The 14,351-nt window shown below is 43.4% G+C and carries 12 protein-coding genes and 1 riboswitch; of the genes, 8 read left to right on the top strand and 4 right to left on the bottom strand.

Annotation, left to right across the window (positions count from 1 at the left end):
- Nucleotides 1-72 precede the first annotated feature (72 nt).
- Nucleotides 73-1,458 carry a polysaccharide deacetylase family protein gene (locus A6K76_RS01220; RefSeq protein ID WP_066461290.1) on the top strand — a complete coding sequence of 462 codons (1,386 nt, stop codon included), beginning with the start codon at nt 73-75 and terminating at the stop codon, nt 1,456-1,458.
- Between the two features lie 94 nt (nt 1,459-1,552).
- Here the strand turns inward: A6K76_RS01220 and A6K76_RS01215 are convergent, their stop codons facing one another.
- Both A6K76_RS01215 and A6K76_RS01210 read right to left on the bottom strand, forming a co-directional pair.
- The gene (locus tag A6K76_RS01215) at nt 1,553-2,722 is read right to left on the bottom strand and encodes a saccharopine dehydrogenase family protein (RefSeq protein WP_066461288.1); all 1,170 of its coding nucleotides are present in this window, start codon (nt 2,720-2,722) and stop codon (nt 1,553-1,555) included.
- A 171-nt stretch (nt 2,723-2,893) separates the two neighbouring features.
- Nucleotides 2,894-3,853 (bottom strand): 2-hydroxyacid dehydrogenase, encoded by a 960-nt coding sequence (locus A6K76_RS01210; protein ID WP_066461286.1) that lies wholly within the window; start codon nt 3,851-3,853, stop codon nt 2,894-2,896.
- A gap of 159 nt (nt 3,854-4,012) precedes the next feature.
- Here A6K76_RS01210 and A6K76_RS01205 point away from each other — a divergent pair, with 159 nt between their 5' ends.
- From A6K76_RS01205 to A6K76_RS01195, 3 genes are all read left to right on the top strand, one after another.
- On the top strand, nt 4,013-4,246 hold the full coding sequence (locus A6K76_RS01205) for a MerR family transcriptional regulator (RefSeq protein WP_066461284.1): 234 nt from the start codon (nt 4,013-4,015) through the stop codon (nt 4,244-4,246).
- A 326-nt stretch (nt 4,247-4,572) separates the two neighbouring features.
- Nucleotides 4,573-5,706, top strand: a complete 1,134-nt coding sequence (locus A6K76_RS01200) for an acyl-CoA dehydrogenase family protein (protein WP_066461282.1) — start codon at nt 4,573-4,575, stop codon at nt 5,704-5,706.
- A gap of 16 nt (nt 5,707-5,722) precedes the next feature.
- Nucleotides 5,723-6,037 carry a YbjQ family protein gene (locus tag A6K76_RS01195; protein ID WP_066461280.1) on the top strand — a complete coding sequence of 105 codons (315 nt, stop codon included), beginning with the start codon at nt 5,723-5,725 and terminating at the stop codon, nt 6,035-6,037.
- A gap of 216 nt (nt 6,038-6,253) precedes the next feature.
- On the opposite strand, the gene A6K76_RS01190 is transcribed toward A6K76_RS01195, so the two are convergent.
- Nucleotides 6,254-7,240, bottom strand: coding sequence for a homoserine dehydrogenase (locus tag A6K76_RS01190; protein ID WP_066461277.1), 987 nt, complete (start codon nt 7,238-7,240; stop codon nt 6,254-6,256).
- Between the two features lie 270 nt (nt 7,241-7,510).
- Between A6K76_RS01190 and A6K76_RS01185 the strand changes: the two genes are divergently transcribed.
- Nucleotides 7,511-9,934 (top strand): coiled-coil domain-containing protein, encoded by a 2,424-nt coding sequence (locus A6K76_RS01185; RefSeq protein WP_066461276.1) that lies wholly within the window; start codon nt 7,511-7,513, stop codon nt 9,932-9,934.
- 50 nt (nt 9,935-9,984) lie between these two features.
- Here A6K76_RS01185 and A6K76_RS01180 read toward each other — a convergent pair whose 3' ends face one another.
- Nucleotides 9,985-10,365 (bottom strand): hypothetical protein, encoded by a 381-nt coding sequence (locus A6K76_RS01180; RefSeq protein WP_066461274.1) that lies wholly within the window; start codon nt 10,363-10,365, stop codon nt 9,985-9,987.
- Between the two features lie 462 nt (nt 10,366-10,827).
- Nucleotides 10,828-10,942: riboswitch (SAM riboswitch) on the bottom strand.
- A gap of 335 nt (nt 10,943-11,277) precedes the next feature.
- On the opposite strand from A6K76_RS01180, the gene A6K76_RS01175 reads away from it, so the two are divergent.
- From A6K76_RS01175 to A6K76_RS01165, 3 genes are all read left to right on the top strand, one after another.
- The gene (locus tag A6K76_RS01175) at nt 11,278-12,771 is read left to right on the top strand and encodes a DASS family sodium-coupled anion symporter (RefSeq protein WP_066461272.1); all 1,494 of its coding nucleotides are present in this window, start codon (nt 11,278-11,280) and stop codon (nt 12,769-12,771) included.
- Nucleotides 12,772-13,047: 276 nt separating this feature from the next.
- Complete coding sequence (gene nfsA / locus A6K76_RS01170; protein WP_066461268.1) at nt 13,048-13,779, top strand: oxygen-insensitive NADPH nitroreductase; 732 nt, start codon at nt 13,048-13,050, stop codon at nt 13,777-13,779.
- Between the two features lie 130 nt (nt 13,780-13,909).
- Nucleotides 13,910-14,338 carry a hypothetical protein gene (locus A6K76_RS01165; RefSeq protein ID WP_066461267.1) on the top strand — a complete coding sequence of 143 codons (429 nt, stop codon included), beginning with the start codon at nt 13,910-13,912 and terminating at the stop codon, nt 14,336-14,338.
- Nucleotides 14,339-14,351: the final 13 nt, after the last annotated feature.

Below are 14,351 nucleotides of genomic sequence, written 5' to 3'. Positions count from 1 at the left end.
CGCAATAGCCAATTTATATAGCTTTATTCCACGTTTATTATTTTGCCACACATAGAAAGGAGTCTTTGACAAATGGAACGAAAGCCTGTATCAGAAATGCCGAAATTTTATGCATCATTAATTGCTGCAATCGGCGTTTTCATTATTCTTTGCATCGTATTGTACACCGCGTTTAGTAAACCTACTGCTGAACTATCAAAAACTGCCGCTTCACCTGTATTACCAGAAGCGACTATAACCGAATCTACACACGCTGATTTTCCTACGTTAACAAGCGTAACTGAAGCAGCAAACGATGCACAACTTTCGTATACGTTGCAATATATATTGACCGGCAGCTCATTGCCTGATGCGTTATTAAAAGATGACATCGAGCAATTTAAAAAGCAATATATAGAACTAGCAAGTAACGATACGACAAACAATTTAACCGTGGAAACAAGCGTAACACCGTATATGAATGATTATTATTCATTCACATTACATAAGCGAATTTTACAGCAGGACGCACAAATATCGAGTGAGCTAAAGCATTACTTTTACGATGCGCCAGCACAAAAATTCGTAACGTTTAAACAGTTGCTTGAGCACGATGAAGCGCGTTTAGCAACTGTATTAGCTGTCGTTCGTCAATTCGTCCAAAAAAATAAACAGCTCGCAAGCTTAACGAACGCACCGTTTATGTCAAGTGACTACATACCGAAATGGGAGCACTTCTCACAATTCACATTGTCTAAACATTACTTAACGCTGTCGTTCGTCACAAATGGTACACCTGCGATTGCCGATGTTGCACTACCAATTCGCATGGTACATCATTTATTCGCTGAGGCGTATCGCTTACCTGCACCTGAAATGGAAAATATCATTCCGGCTGATTATGTTTTAGACCCATCGAAAAAACGCGTAGCCATTACATTTGATGATGGTCCGCATGAAACCGTAACACCACAAGTGCTCGACACATTGAAAAAGTATAATGTAAAAGCGACATTTTATGTGCTTGGCCAACGCGTTGTGAATAATCCACATCTTGCACGACGAATTCTCGATGAAGGCCATGAAATCGGTAATCATACGTGGTCACATCCCGATTTAGTAAAGCAAAGCGACAAAGTCATTTTAGATGAGTATAACCGTACGACTAATATAATCGTACAAGCAACTGGCGCACTACCATCGTCATTCCGCGCACCATATGGCAGCATTAACGCCCACGTCGCCTCGCTCGTGCCATTAAAAAATGTACTATGGTCGATTGATACGCTCGACTGGAAGCACCGCGATCCAGAACAAACGCTAAAAATCGTGAATGAGTTATTGCACAACAATGCGATTATTTTAATGCATGACATTCACCAACCAACTGCGGATGCGCTTGACCGCGTACTCGCAAGCATTCAAGCAGCAGGCTACGAAATGGTGACGATTTCAGAGCTGAATGCGTATTTGCAATAAAAAAGAAAAATCATTCGAAACGATGCCGCTTCGAATGATTTTTTGCTTTTAAAAAGGCAAGATGTGCTCACAACACGTCTTGCCTGAACGATTATTACCATTTCACAATCATCGAAGACTTATGCTCCGTCTCGCGAATATCAATACCGCGCTTTGCCATTTCTTGTATATACTTCGCACCTGGTACCGCAAACTCTGGAGGACGAACACCGCGCTCTAAAATTGTTCCATCTATTACCATTTGTACAACGGCTGAGGCTGTCGCACCTGTAACGCGTGCCATCGCAGAAGCTGGCGATCCCTCTTCTTTTTTCAGCATAAGCTCATACTCATACGTCACTTGCTGCTCTGATTTTTCGCCCATTACAACGATGCGCATCAATACTACATCCGCTTCGTCACCTTGTGCTAGCTTTTCCTTCATCACTTCGCGTGTCACATCTCGCACATTTACGTACGTATCGCCAACTTTCACACGTTGATCTGTATCTAAAAAGCCAAGCGCTGCTAATAGCTTGAACTTTTCGGCATGTCCTTCATAACGAATTGTTTTATATTCAAGTGTTTGTACACCTGGGAATGAGCGATGCAGCGTGGAAATACCGCCTGCTGTATAAAACGCTTCTAAAATACCGAAGCGATCAAAGTAAATTTGCTCCATTCCGCTAAGTGACGGCTTTAACTGCTCCTCACCAAGCTCAACGACAAGTGTTGGCTTCGTATAATGGTCAAACATCCCTTCAAGCGAGAACACGTGCGTATATTGCAGCGGCGGCTTCGGCTCAACTGGAATGCCGCCAACGTATAGCTTCACAGATTCGACCGCATCAAGCTTCGAAGCACCGTAACCGACAAGTACATTCGTCATGCCCGGTGCAATCCCCATATCCGGAATAATAATAACGTCTTTTTGTTTTGCTGCATCGTTTAGCTGTAGTACGCGGTCTGTCACGCCGTCAATATGTCCGCCTAAATCAACGAGATGCACACCAACTTTGACAGCTGTTTTAGCTACTTGCTCATTGAACTTATAAAACAATGCATTGACAACGGCTTGCCCTTTCGCCATTACTTCCTCAAGCTGCTGTTCATCATTTGCATCCATTACGACCGTTTCAATTTTTGGCGACTGCAGCTGCTCAATTAATTGAGGCTCAATCAACTTCTTATCCGCTAAAATGACCGACGTAATGCTGTCACTGTTCACTAAATCCCTCGCAATTTCTCGCCCCATCAACCCTGCGCCTAAAACGACTACTTTCATACTACATATCCCCTTCCTCATATTTTGATTACAAAAATCCAAATACCGGAGACGAACAAAAACGAAAAAGGTACTATTATTCTCTTTTAAACTATTATTTTGTACCTTATAACCATTTTCCAACATTTCACGTATGAAAGCAATCGTTTTTCAGCATGAATGAATATATATTTACGTTAAACGATTTTTCGGCTTGTCGTCATCGATAAATGTAAGCAGCGCCTCTAAATTTGTTTGGAACATATCATGACGTGTCTTCACGCTCGCACTTGCAATATGTGGTAGCGCCACGACATTTGGCAATGTGAGCAGCGGGTGATCTAGCGCAATCGGCTCTTTTTCAAACACATCTAAGCCAGCTGCCCAAATGTCCTTATTCAGCAGCGCGTTATATAATGCATCCTCATCAACAATGCCGCCGCGCGATACGTTAATAAGCACCGCTGTTTTTTTCATCAGTTTCAGCTCGCGTTCACCGATTAAATGATGCGTCTCCGCTGTGTACGGCGTGAGCACTACGACAAAATCCGATTCCTTTAATAAATCGTCGAGCTGGCGATAGCGGAATCCATACATTTCTTCATGCTCGTATTTTCGATTACGGTTATGATATAGCACTTCCATATCAAAGCCGCGCGAACGACGAGCGACCGCTGAACCGATGCGCCCCATGCCGATAATCCCAATCGTCGCCCCTGACACTTCCATACCTGTCAGTTGCATCGGCGACCAGCCTTTCCATTCACCTGCACGTAAATAATCTGCACCTTCCACTAATCGACGCGCCGTCGCAATGAGCAACCCGAACGCTAAATCCGCCGTCGCATTCGTCAGTACGTTTGGCGTATTTGTCGACATAATGCCGCGTTCTTTAAATAAGTCGATGCTTAAATTGTTGTAGCCGACCGCTAAGTTCGATACCATTTTCAGCTTCGGCGCACGGTCAAGTAGCTCTTCATCAATGCGATCTTCTAGCGTTGCCCAAATTGCATCGACGTCCCCAACTTGTGCAAGCAGCTCAGCTCGTGGCATCACTTCTAATTCCTCATGCCACTCAATCACCTCTGCAACCTCACGTAATGGTGTAACAAACTGTTCTGGAAACTTACGTGTAATTAACACCTTCTTCATATGCCTCTCCCCCTCTTTAACTATATTCGTACTAATGCAACAGAAGCCCTGCATTTTTTGTATAGATGTTGTCAAATTGTCGAGCAAACATCAATAGTACAAAGCAAAGCATTTCGTATATAATAAAAGATATCACATGTCGAAAGGGGCGAGAATCCTATGTATTATAAAAGCGTCGAGGAAACAGCGAAGGATTTAGGAATGCCGCAGTCGCAAGTGCTAAAGTATATTTACGAAGGTCGCATTAAAGCTATATTCGATGGTGAACAGTTTATCGTCAATACAGGTCAATTTGACTCGTATTTCAATCAGCTAGAGCGCATTAAAGAAGAAATCGAAATTTGGCGCAACACACCAATTCCAGAAGATATGGATGTAAAAGATGAGGACTAAATAGATGAAGTAGGCAGCGTGTATGCGCTGTCTTTTTTTCAATCATGTAATGGAAACGAAGCGTGTTGATTAGCCAATGATGCGGCTGTTCACTTCACGCGGCTTCGCTTTTCTGGGGCTCGGCTCAAGCCTCCTCGCTGCTCGTACCTCACAGCTGTGGGGTCTTGAGGCACGAGCTATTCCCCTAGAAGTCTCGCCGCGGCGCTCACAGCCAACTAAATCGCGCTCGCCATTCCAATTCGGTGCTAAAAACAACGATGCCGCGCTTTAAAAGAGCTAATCAACACTTCTGTATAGAAACGTTATTCACGAAAGGATGTTTTACGATGTTCGCTTCACCAAAAGCAAAACAATGGATTCAAACGCTTCAACAACAGCGCGCATTTTTCACGACAGACGCACAGCTTCGTGATGAAACGCGCACATTCCCACTCGAACAAATCGGCTGGCTTGCACAAAATGGCTACGGTGCATTAACGCTTCCGACTTGTTACGGCGGTGCAGGCTTTTCCGTAACCGATATGATTGCTGTACAAGAAACGCTCGCCACGTTTGATGGCTCAACAGCACTCGCAATCGGCTGGCAGCTCGGCATCGTCGGCGATTTATACGAAAAAAAATTGTGGAACGACGATTTACTTGAATGGATAGCGATGGAAATTTTAGACGGCGCGCTTCTGAATCGCAACGCTAGTGAAGCAGCTACAGGTAGTCCTACACGAGGTGGTCGCCCACAAACGACGGCGGTTCAAGACGGCGATTTTTGGGTAATTAATGGGCATAAAACATTTGCGACGACTTCACCAGCGCTGCGCTACTTTATTGTAACCGCTTGGTGTGACGCATACGACGGCATTTGCCACTTCCTCGTACCACACGATGCAACAGGTGTCACGCTAAACAAAACGTGGAATACCGTTGCGATGCGCTCGACGGCAAGCGACGATTTACTTTTGCAAAACGTGCGTGTGCCACTACATTATTTAGTCGAGGATGCTTCAATGCCGCGCAACTACCGTTTAAACGGCTGGCTACTCCATATTCCAGCGTGCTATTTAGGCATCGCACAAGCAGCTCGTAATTATGCGGTGCATTACGCGAAAACGTATGCACCAAACAGCATCGACACGACAATTAGCGAGCTACCAAACGTCCAAATACACATCGGACAAATGGAGCAAGAGCTTTTAGAAATGCGCCACTTTTTATATTCCGTTGCGCGCATGTACGATGACGAAACATTACGCCCACAGCTAACCGAGGAGCTCGGCGCTGCAAAAGTGAAAGTGTTAAACGGCGCGATTCGCGTAATCGACATCGCAATGCGTCTTTGCGGTGCGCATAGCTTACAAATGTCTTGTCCGCTTCAACGCTACTACCGCGACGTCCGCGCAGGCTTGCATAATCCGCCGATGGAAGACATAACGATCATGAAGCTTGCTAAACATGCATTAAAATGAAAGGAGGTGAATAATTATGTTAACGACGACGACAAGCACGTTAGAAGGTAAAACCATTACTGCTTACCACGGTGTTGTAAGTGGCGAGGCGATCATGGGCGCAAACATTGTGCGCGACTTATTCGCATCGGTAACAGACGTCATCGGTGGACGCTCTAGCGCATACGAAGAAAAGCTAATCGAAAGCCGCGAAGTCGCAATGAAGGAAATGATTGAACGCGCACAGCAGCACGGTGCGAATGCAGTAATCGGCATTAGCTTAGATTTTGAGACGATCGGGCAAGGAATGATGATGTGTATCGCAACCGGAACTGCGGTTACATATGAATAACTAAAAAGAAATCGCGGAGACAAAAAAAGGGATACGACATGTCAATTCGACATATCGTATCCCTTTTCATGTATTAAATCAGATCTGTTCATACGCCACTTTTATACAGCTGAATTAGTTGTCTTCAATAGTAAAACTGAAATGAATGCAGCATGATAGTGGCAGCGAACCGTAATACGCTCCTGCCAGTTCATTGGCTAATCAACACGCTTAGTATTAAATTGAAACCGTAAAGCCTGCACGTTTGCCAATAATTTCAGCGTAATCCTCTACCATTACGCTCGCTGTTGGATACATACCTGCTCCTGGTCCTGTTACCGTTAACGTACCGATGTAGTTCGTTTCCATTGCGACTGCGTTAAACACATCGTCAATCGGATATAACGGGTGATCCGGTGCAACGAGCTGTGGTGCAACTTTCGCTACGATCGTGCCGTCTTCAAGCTTCTCTGCTTCTGCAACGTGACGGTAGCGTAACCCTTTCGCCTTCGCGTCTTCAAGCTGCTCTGTCGTTAACGTATTAATGCCGATGACGTCCACATCGTCCCAGTTTGGCTGCTCGCCGAATGCAAGATCGCAAAGCACCATAATTTTTTTGAACGCATCTTGCCCAGATACGTCATTGTACGGATCTGCCTCTGCATAGCCAAGTCGTTGCGCTTCTGCTAACGCTTCATCATAGCTCCAGTTTTCTTGACGCATTTTCGTTAACATGTAGTTCGTCGTACCGTTTAAAATTCCTTGAATACGACTTACATCGTTTACGAGTAAAATATTTTTCATCGTCTTAATAATTGGCACACCGCCTGCTACTGTCGCTTCGTAGCCTACGTGTACACCTTTCGTTTTCGCAAGCTGCTGAAGCTCCATGCCGCGCTTTGCAAACATTACTTTATTTGCTGTAATAACGTGACAGCGCTGTTCAACTGCACGCTTTAAATATGTGAATGCTGGTTCCTCGTCTACAATTGCTTCAAACACAACTTGTAAGCCGTCAACCGCTAATACATCCTCAATTGAATCTGTTAATAAAGCTGCTGTACCTGGTACGCGCTCATTTTTCGTATCACGCACTAAAATTTTTACAATCTCTAGCTCTACACCTAGCTTTGCTTTTAGCTGTGCGCGCTTTTCATTTACAACATGGTAAATACCTTGTCCTACCGTGCCAAAGCCTAAGATGGCCGCCTTAATTGTCGCCATTCATTTCTCCTCCAAAACGTTTCGTCAAGTTCGAACTATTCCAAAAATTACTTAAAGAAAATTTTACACGAAGTATACATATAAAATCAAGGGAAATCTTCCTTAGACAAACATTTGTCTTTTCCAAAAAGTCATTTTTGACAACTTTCGTTCAGCTCATTCGTTCCAAAAAATAGATGTCCGACTTATGTTTGCGTAATGAAATGGACATTTTATGACCAACCGAAAATGGTTTAATGTAAAAAAATAGCTTTTATAGGAGGATTTCCAATGTTTTTATCAAAAACGAATACAAAAACGGCAAAACGTAAATTAACGCAGCTAGACGAGCATACATTTACGATCGAGGATGCAATCACTAATTTACCAAAATCATTACAGCAAGCGCTTACAGCTTGGCATCATAAATATGCAGACAACGATATCGCAAACTTTGCGCTTTTAAACAATATTTCACAAATGGATCAAGAGCTGCGCGTACACACAGTCATGTCGAAAAAACCGACTGCTGGGCTCGATGAAGACGTCGTCGCATTTTTTAATCACGTATCGCTTCAAAAAGTATTCGAGGAGCTAATCATGCTGTATGAGCACGTTCCTTACCATATCGAGGATGGACAATTTCATACGCTCGGCGGCTTCGAGAAAAAAGGCAACCAGCTCGTCGCATTTATTAGCACAGACGACACGACACCACCGCGCGTGATCAGTGCCCAAACGTTTTTACTAAGCCGCGTGCTCGAAGCGGAAATGCGCCGCAACTTATCAAAGCACGTCTTTACACAATACATCGCTGCTTCAGAGGATCAGCTATTCAAAAAGCAAATGAACACGCTTGAGCATATGTCTGTAATGGAATTTTTACTGAACTATGATATGACAGCTAGCGTATTGTTTTACGCCATTTTTACAAGTCAACTAGAGCGTATACTGCATGACGAATTTAGCGACGATTCCTCTTTTGAAGAAGTGTTAGCGCTACATAAAACGTATAAAGAATCGATTGTAAGCCATTTAGAGCGCAGCATCGGAGCTACAACGATGCAGCAACTACAAGCGCAACTCAAATCGGCTCGCGCAGCTAACAAAGAAAAAGACGCAAAAATCCAAAAATTAAAGGACGAGCTGAAAAAGCAAAAAGATTTAGTAAAAGAAGCGCGCACGACACCAAAAACAGTCATCGAAACCGCTTCGAATAAACAAGAAACGCTCGAGCTACAAACGAAGCTAAAGGACGCAAAAGACGAGCTCGACAAACAAAAGCGCCAATTCGATATTGAGTTAAACGCACAGGAGCGTGAAGTGCGCAAAAAGAAAGGTGAAATTGAGGAGCTTAAAGCAGAACGCAGCGCCTTATTAAAACAACTAAACGAACAAAAGCAAGTGAACGAGCAAGCATCGCAGCTAACGATTGAACAGTGGATGGAACTCGGCAAGCCGCTTCTTGAGCAAGCAACGTTAGAGGAGGAGCTACAACTAGAGCAATATTTCACAATGCTTACACAGCTATTAACAGACCGCCGTGCAAAGCGTCGCCCTCAAACGACGATGAACGATTTATTCGGTTACTATGAGCCGCGCGATGATGGACATTACATCGTATTCGCAAACGGTGACGCACATTTAATTGAAAAAATTCCAAACCCGGTTTATTTACGCAACCAGCAATTCGTGCGCGTCAACGAGCAGTTTGAGCTACTCGAAAATTATCATTATTGCTACTACGATGCCCCGCTGCTTGTCGGCTGTCAGTTTAGCATCGTTGAAATGGTTCAAGACGTGCCGCACATTTATTCAGCAGGCAAGCTCGTCCCGCTTCGTTTAAAGCCGACTGAACGCGCATTGCACGGACAAATTGTTGCCTACACACGCACGCATGAGCTCGCACGCTACTACATGGATAAGACGAGCAACTTAGACGATCTCGCCGCTTCGATCAAACTAAAAAAACATGAGCTTTATCATGTGCAGCAGCTCATCGGTAACGGTGCTGTCGTCATTAAGCCATTCACGCAGGAAGTACTATATAAAGAGCTCCCGGCACATCATAAACTAAACGTATACGACACATTTACGTTCCATGAAGGCGAAATTTTGCACGTTTTCGGTCGTCATGCATTTTACGAAAGCTCAGAGTATTATACGAAACGCCAGCTCGCAACGATTCACGAAATTGCCGAGCAGTGCTTCATTAAAAAAGACAATCGCGAAATCGTCATTTTAAAATACGACCCAGCGCATTATACGCCAACTGAAGGTGAAGTCATTTACGTCGATGAACATCACCGCTACTTATATCGACTAGAAAGTGAAGCGAACGTCGAAGAAACACTCGAGCAAAAAATGGCGCGCAGCACACTGTACGAGCCGAAAAAAGAAAAAGTCGTATTTGAAACGCGCGACGTACAAGGTGACAAACCAGCCGTCACAGTTGTCACACGCACCGATTACTTCGATAGCTACAAAAACCGCCTAAGCCCGTATTACGATGTGACGCTCGCTGATGGCTTCGGACCACTTGAAAAAATTCGACAAGCTGCACGTAAAAGCGAAGTCGTTGTATTATGCACAAGCCATATGTCGCACACAACACGTCAAAACGTATACGATGCAATGCCACACGAAAAAGTAATTGAAGACGATTCACTTGGCGCACTAGGTATCGAGCTACGTTTAATGAGCTACTTTAAATAATAAAAAAGCTCTCGCACAGAAGGAGAAATGTGCGAGAGCTTTTCGTTTTTTTAAACTGCATTGGCTAGTAAGCGGTGTTGACGTGCGACATGGCTTACAATGCGTAATTCATCTGCTGTAAATTTCGGCGCTGGGATTGTGCGATACACAAGTTGGAACTTGCCATATGGTAACGTCCACTCTTTTGCAGGTGCGTCAATATGCGCTGATCCTGCTTGTGCGTATGTATTGTACACGTCTTCTACTGCATAGTGACAAGCTGGAGATGCCACCTCTTCGATAAACGCTGATTGTCCAAAATGCTTCGTCCACACACGGTTTAGCTGCGCTAGCATATGTTGCAGCACCTCGTTATTAATGAAAGCTTGACGCTCGTTCATTTCGTAAATGAAATATGCAGCGATGTTTTGTGCACTGTACTTGTTTGCCATTCGATTCAACTCCTTTACTGTTTTGTTATGGGGTAACAATTGCCTTATTAATGACTAGTATAGACGACAATAATCTCATTGTCAATAATGTTTACAGATTTACTTGGTATTGAATTTTAAAGCGACGTAAAACACGGTTTGTGCACCCCACCTCATATGAGAGACGGCGGTCACACGCGTTGAGCAAATGAGCTCCATTCCTTTTATACCAACTATTCAGAAGCATCGACCTAGCCGCACATGAGCGATTGATCCGTTATCCGCTACGAATGAGCAGCGACCTCATATGAGAGATTTTGCGAGCAGAAATGGTTGCTCCTACAAAAAACTAATCAACTTACTAGGTTTTAAACATTCAATGGTTTACACTCAGGTCACTTCTCCTGAGAAGGAATTTTTTTCTCGCATGAGAGAAAACAAAAACCCTCTTCTTGTATATAAGAAGAGGGTTAAATGTTCCTCCTCTTATCTTTCAAGCTCAAATGAGAACTTGTAGGAATTAGCACCTTACCTTGTTCGTCACAAGCTGGTTGCCGGGTATCACAGGGCCTAGTCCCTCCACCTCTCTGGATAAGAGTTATTGAGTTGTACGTTCCATCGGTTGTTGAGACTGAGTATACTAGACAATTGTTTATACTGTCAACAGAAAGTTCTGAATTTTTTAAATGAAAAGTCGAGAAACAAAATGGAAATTCCTTCTTTGTTCTCCATATTACTCACAAAAATTCGAATTTCTGAAACAAAATAAAGACAAAGTGTTCACAATTATATTCCTAACAAAATGTTATACTAACAATTATAAATAGTTCATGGCATAATTTTCATTTTATTGCATTAATAAGGTTTGTCTTACATCTATATGTCATGTTTTTATTTTATCAAAATAACTTCAAAACAGAGAGGATGATCGGCATGACGACAAATTCAGCTACAACACCTGAAGCAGCTGGCAAACAAAAACGCAATTTGCAATGGCTTTGGATTACGCTCGCATTCGCTGCATTTTTCATCATTACATTTTTACCGAATGATGGCGATTTACCAGTCGCAGGTCAACGAAGCTTAGCGATTTTAGCATTTGCCATTATTTTATGGATTACCGAAGCTGTTTCGTATCCAGTCAGCTCGGCAATGATTATCGGTTTAATTACCGTATCACTTGGGCTTGCCCCATCAATGGAAGACCCTACAGAACTTTTAACAACATCAGGCGCATTAAAGCTTGCACTTGGTGGCTTCAGCAACTCAGCAGTAGCACTTGTAGCAGCTGCACTATTTTTAGCTGCTGCGATGCAAGTAACGAACTTACATAAGCGACTTGCGTTACTCGTATTATCACTTGTAGGAACGAAAACGAAAGCGATTGTTGCTGGTGCGATTATCGTATCGATCATTTTAGCATTTTTCGTACCGAGTGCAACGGCTCGTGCTGGTGCGGTCGTGCCAATTTTACTCGGTATGGTTGCAGCGTTCGGCTTAGCAACGAACAGCCGTCTTGGCGCATTATTAATTATTACAGCAGTACAATCTGTATCGATTTGGAACATCGGGATTAAAACAGGTGCAGCACAAAACATGGTTGCGCTAAACTTCATCGAGGAAAAATTCGGTGTAACCGTTTCATGGAGTGAATGGTTTTTATATGCCGCTCCGTTCTCGATTTTAATGTCGATTGCACTATTTTTCATTATGATTACGCTTATTAAACCTGAGACGAACGAAGTAACGGGTGGTAAAGCACTCATTAAACAACAGCTTGCCGACTTAGATCCATTAAAAGCATCAGAAGTACGTTTAATTATTATTTCGATTGCATTATTATTCTTCTGGTCGACAGAAGGTACACTTCACCCATTTGATACGACAACTGTAACAATTGTGGCGATTGCGTTATTATTAACACCAAAAATCGGCGTATACTCATGGGAAGAAGTGCAACCACTTATTCCGTGGGGTACGATTATCGTATTCGCAGTCGGAATCGCGCTCGGTACAGTATTACTGAACACGGACGGCGCTCAATGGTTATCAGATGCAGTATTCGGTTCACTTGGCTTAGATTCAATGCCTTTGCTTGCGACAATTGCGCTCGTAACTGCGTTTAACATTATTGTGCATTTAGGCTTTGCGAGTGCGACAAGCTTAGCGTCTGCGTTAATTCCAGTATTCATCGTGCTATCGATGACGATTCCTGCTGACAATATCGGCTTCGTATTAATTCAGCAATTCGTTATTAGCTTCGGTTTCTTATTACCAATTAGCGCACCACAAAACATGCTTGCGTACGGTACAGGCGCATTCACGACGAAAGACTTCTTAAAAGCCGGCATTCCGTTAACGATTATCGGGTACTTGCTTGTCCTATTACTGAGTGCGACGTATTGGAAATGGATTGGACTACTGTAGAACATTTTCAATTCAAGACGCAATATTATATGATGAACGTAGAGAACATTTCTCTACGTTCATTTTTCATTTCTTCACTGCTACTTGAGGTTGCTTTTCACTTCGAGGCAGGCTTTCCGCGGGCGTGGCTTGAGCCTCCTCACCGCAAGCGGTTGCGGGGTCTCAAGTCTCACGCTTTTCCCGCAGGAGTCCGCCTCTCGTTTCAAGCAACATGCAGCTTATCAACCTCAATTTCCGGTGATGAATCATCTTTTCATACATAAGGAGGAAAACACCATGGTTCGTGACTTACTACGTGCACATGCATCTGTGCGCAAATACACAGGAGAAATCATCGACAAAGACACGGTGATTGACTTAATCGAAACAGCACAAATGGCAGCAAGCTCTCATTTCGTGCAAGCTTACAGCGTCATTTGGGTAACCGATGAAGACAAAAAGCAAAAGCTAGGCGAATTATCAAAAAACGACTTCCAGTTTAAAACTGCTGGCGCATCATTCCTATTTTGCGTTGACTTCCAACGTCTTTACCAAGCAGGAAAAAAGCACGGCGTTGAAATTTCAGCCGACTCAGCAGAAAACGTCCTTGTTGGCGTAGCGGATGTCAGCTTATTTGCACAAAACTTCGTCATCGCAGCAGAAGCACAAGGCTATGGCATTTGCTACATCGGTGGGGCGCGTACAAACCCTGCTGAAATTAGCGAGCTATTCAACTTACCAGAATACGTCTTCCCGTTATTTGCGATGACGATCGGCAAGCCAACGAAAGTAAACGAAACGAAACCTCGCTTACCAGTTGCGGCAGTATTACACGAAAACAGCTATAACGTCGAGCAATACGACACGTTACTTGATGAGTACGATCAAATGATGGAAGACTACTACGCAAGCCGTTCATCAAATCAAAAAGTATCAAACTGGACGAAGCAAATGGCGGACTATTTAGTAGCGCAAAACCGTCCATTCATGAAAGATTTCTTAGCGACAAAAGGGTTTACGTGGAAATAATGTAGCACAGCATCAAAGAATTTTTCTTTGGTGCTTTTTTTGTTGCTAAAAACGCGAGCAAAAATCCACATTTTCCCACTTATTAATGCTATACTTCTCATTAACAAATTAAAAATACGGAGATGACCGCATGACGTTTTTAAATAAACACGCTTCAACCTTAATTGACCGTAAACTAAAGCGCACAGATAAAGATTACACAACGAAAGTCGAATCGTTCAACGAAGAGGCAGTATTGCTTCATAAGCGTGTACGTCCACTAACAGACGAGCAGCTCGTTTTACGCGTGTCCGAATATGTCAGCTCATACATTCCACATACCGATATTTGGGAAGTGAAATTTAAATCAAATCTACAAAACCTCGAAGTCGCTACGTTGCAAATGATCCATTTAACGTTTACTATGGCGCTCGTACCGAAAAAGCATGAATACGAATGGCGTAAGTTTCAGCAGCTACAAACGACGTTCCCAACATTAAGCGACTTTGCGGAAAAGCAGTTTTTAATTCATTACAATCGTGTGAAAGAGTTGCTACAACAGCCAAAAGGCGAATGCTAAACGCATTCGCCTT

Origin of the sequence: Caryophanon latum (genome assembly GCF_001700325.1) — a bacterium.
Taxonomy (GTDB): domain Bacteria; phylum Bacillota; class Bacilli; order Bacillales_A; family Planococcaceae; genus Caryophanon; species Caryophanon latum.
The sequence above is the reverse complement of the archived record's forward strand: the minus strand, read 5'-3'. Positions and strand labels throughout refer to the sequence as shown.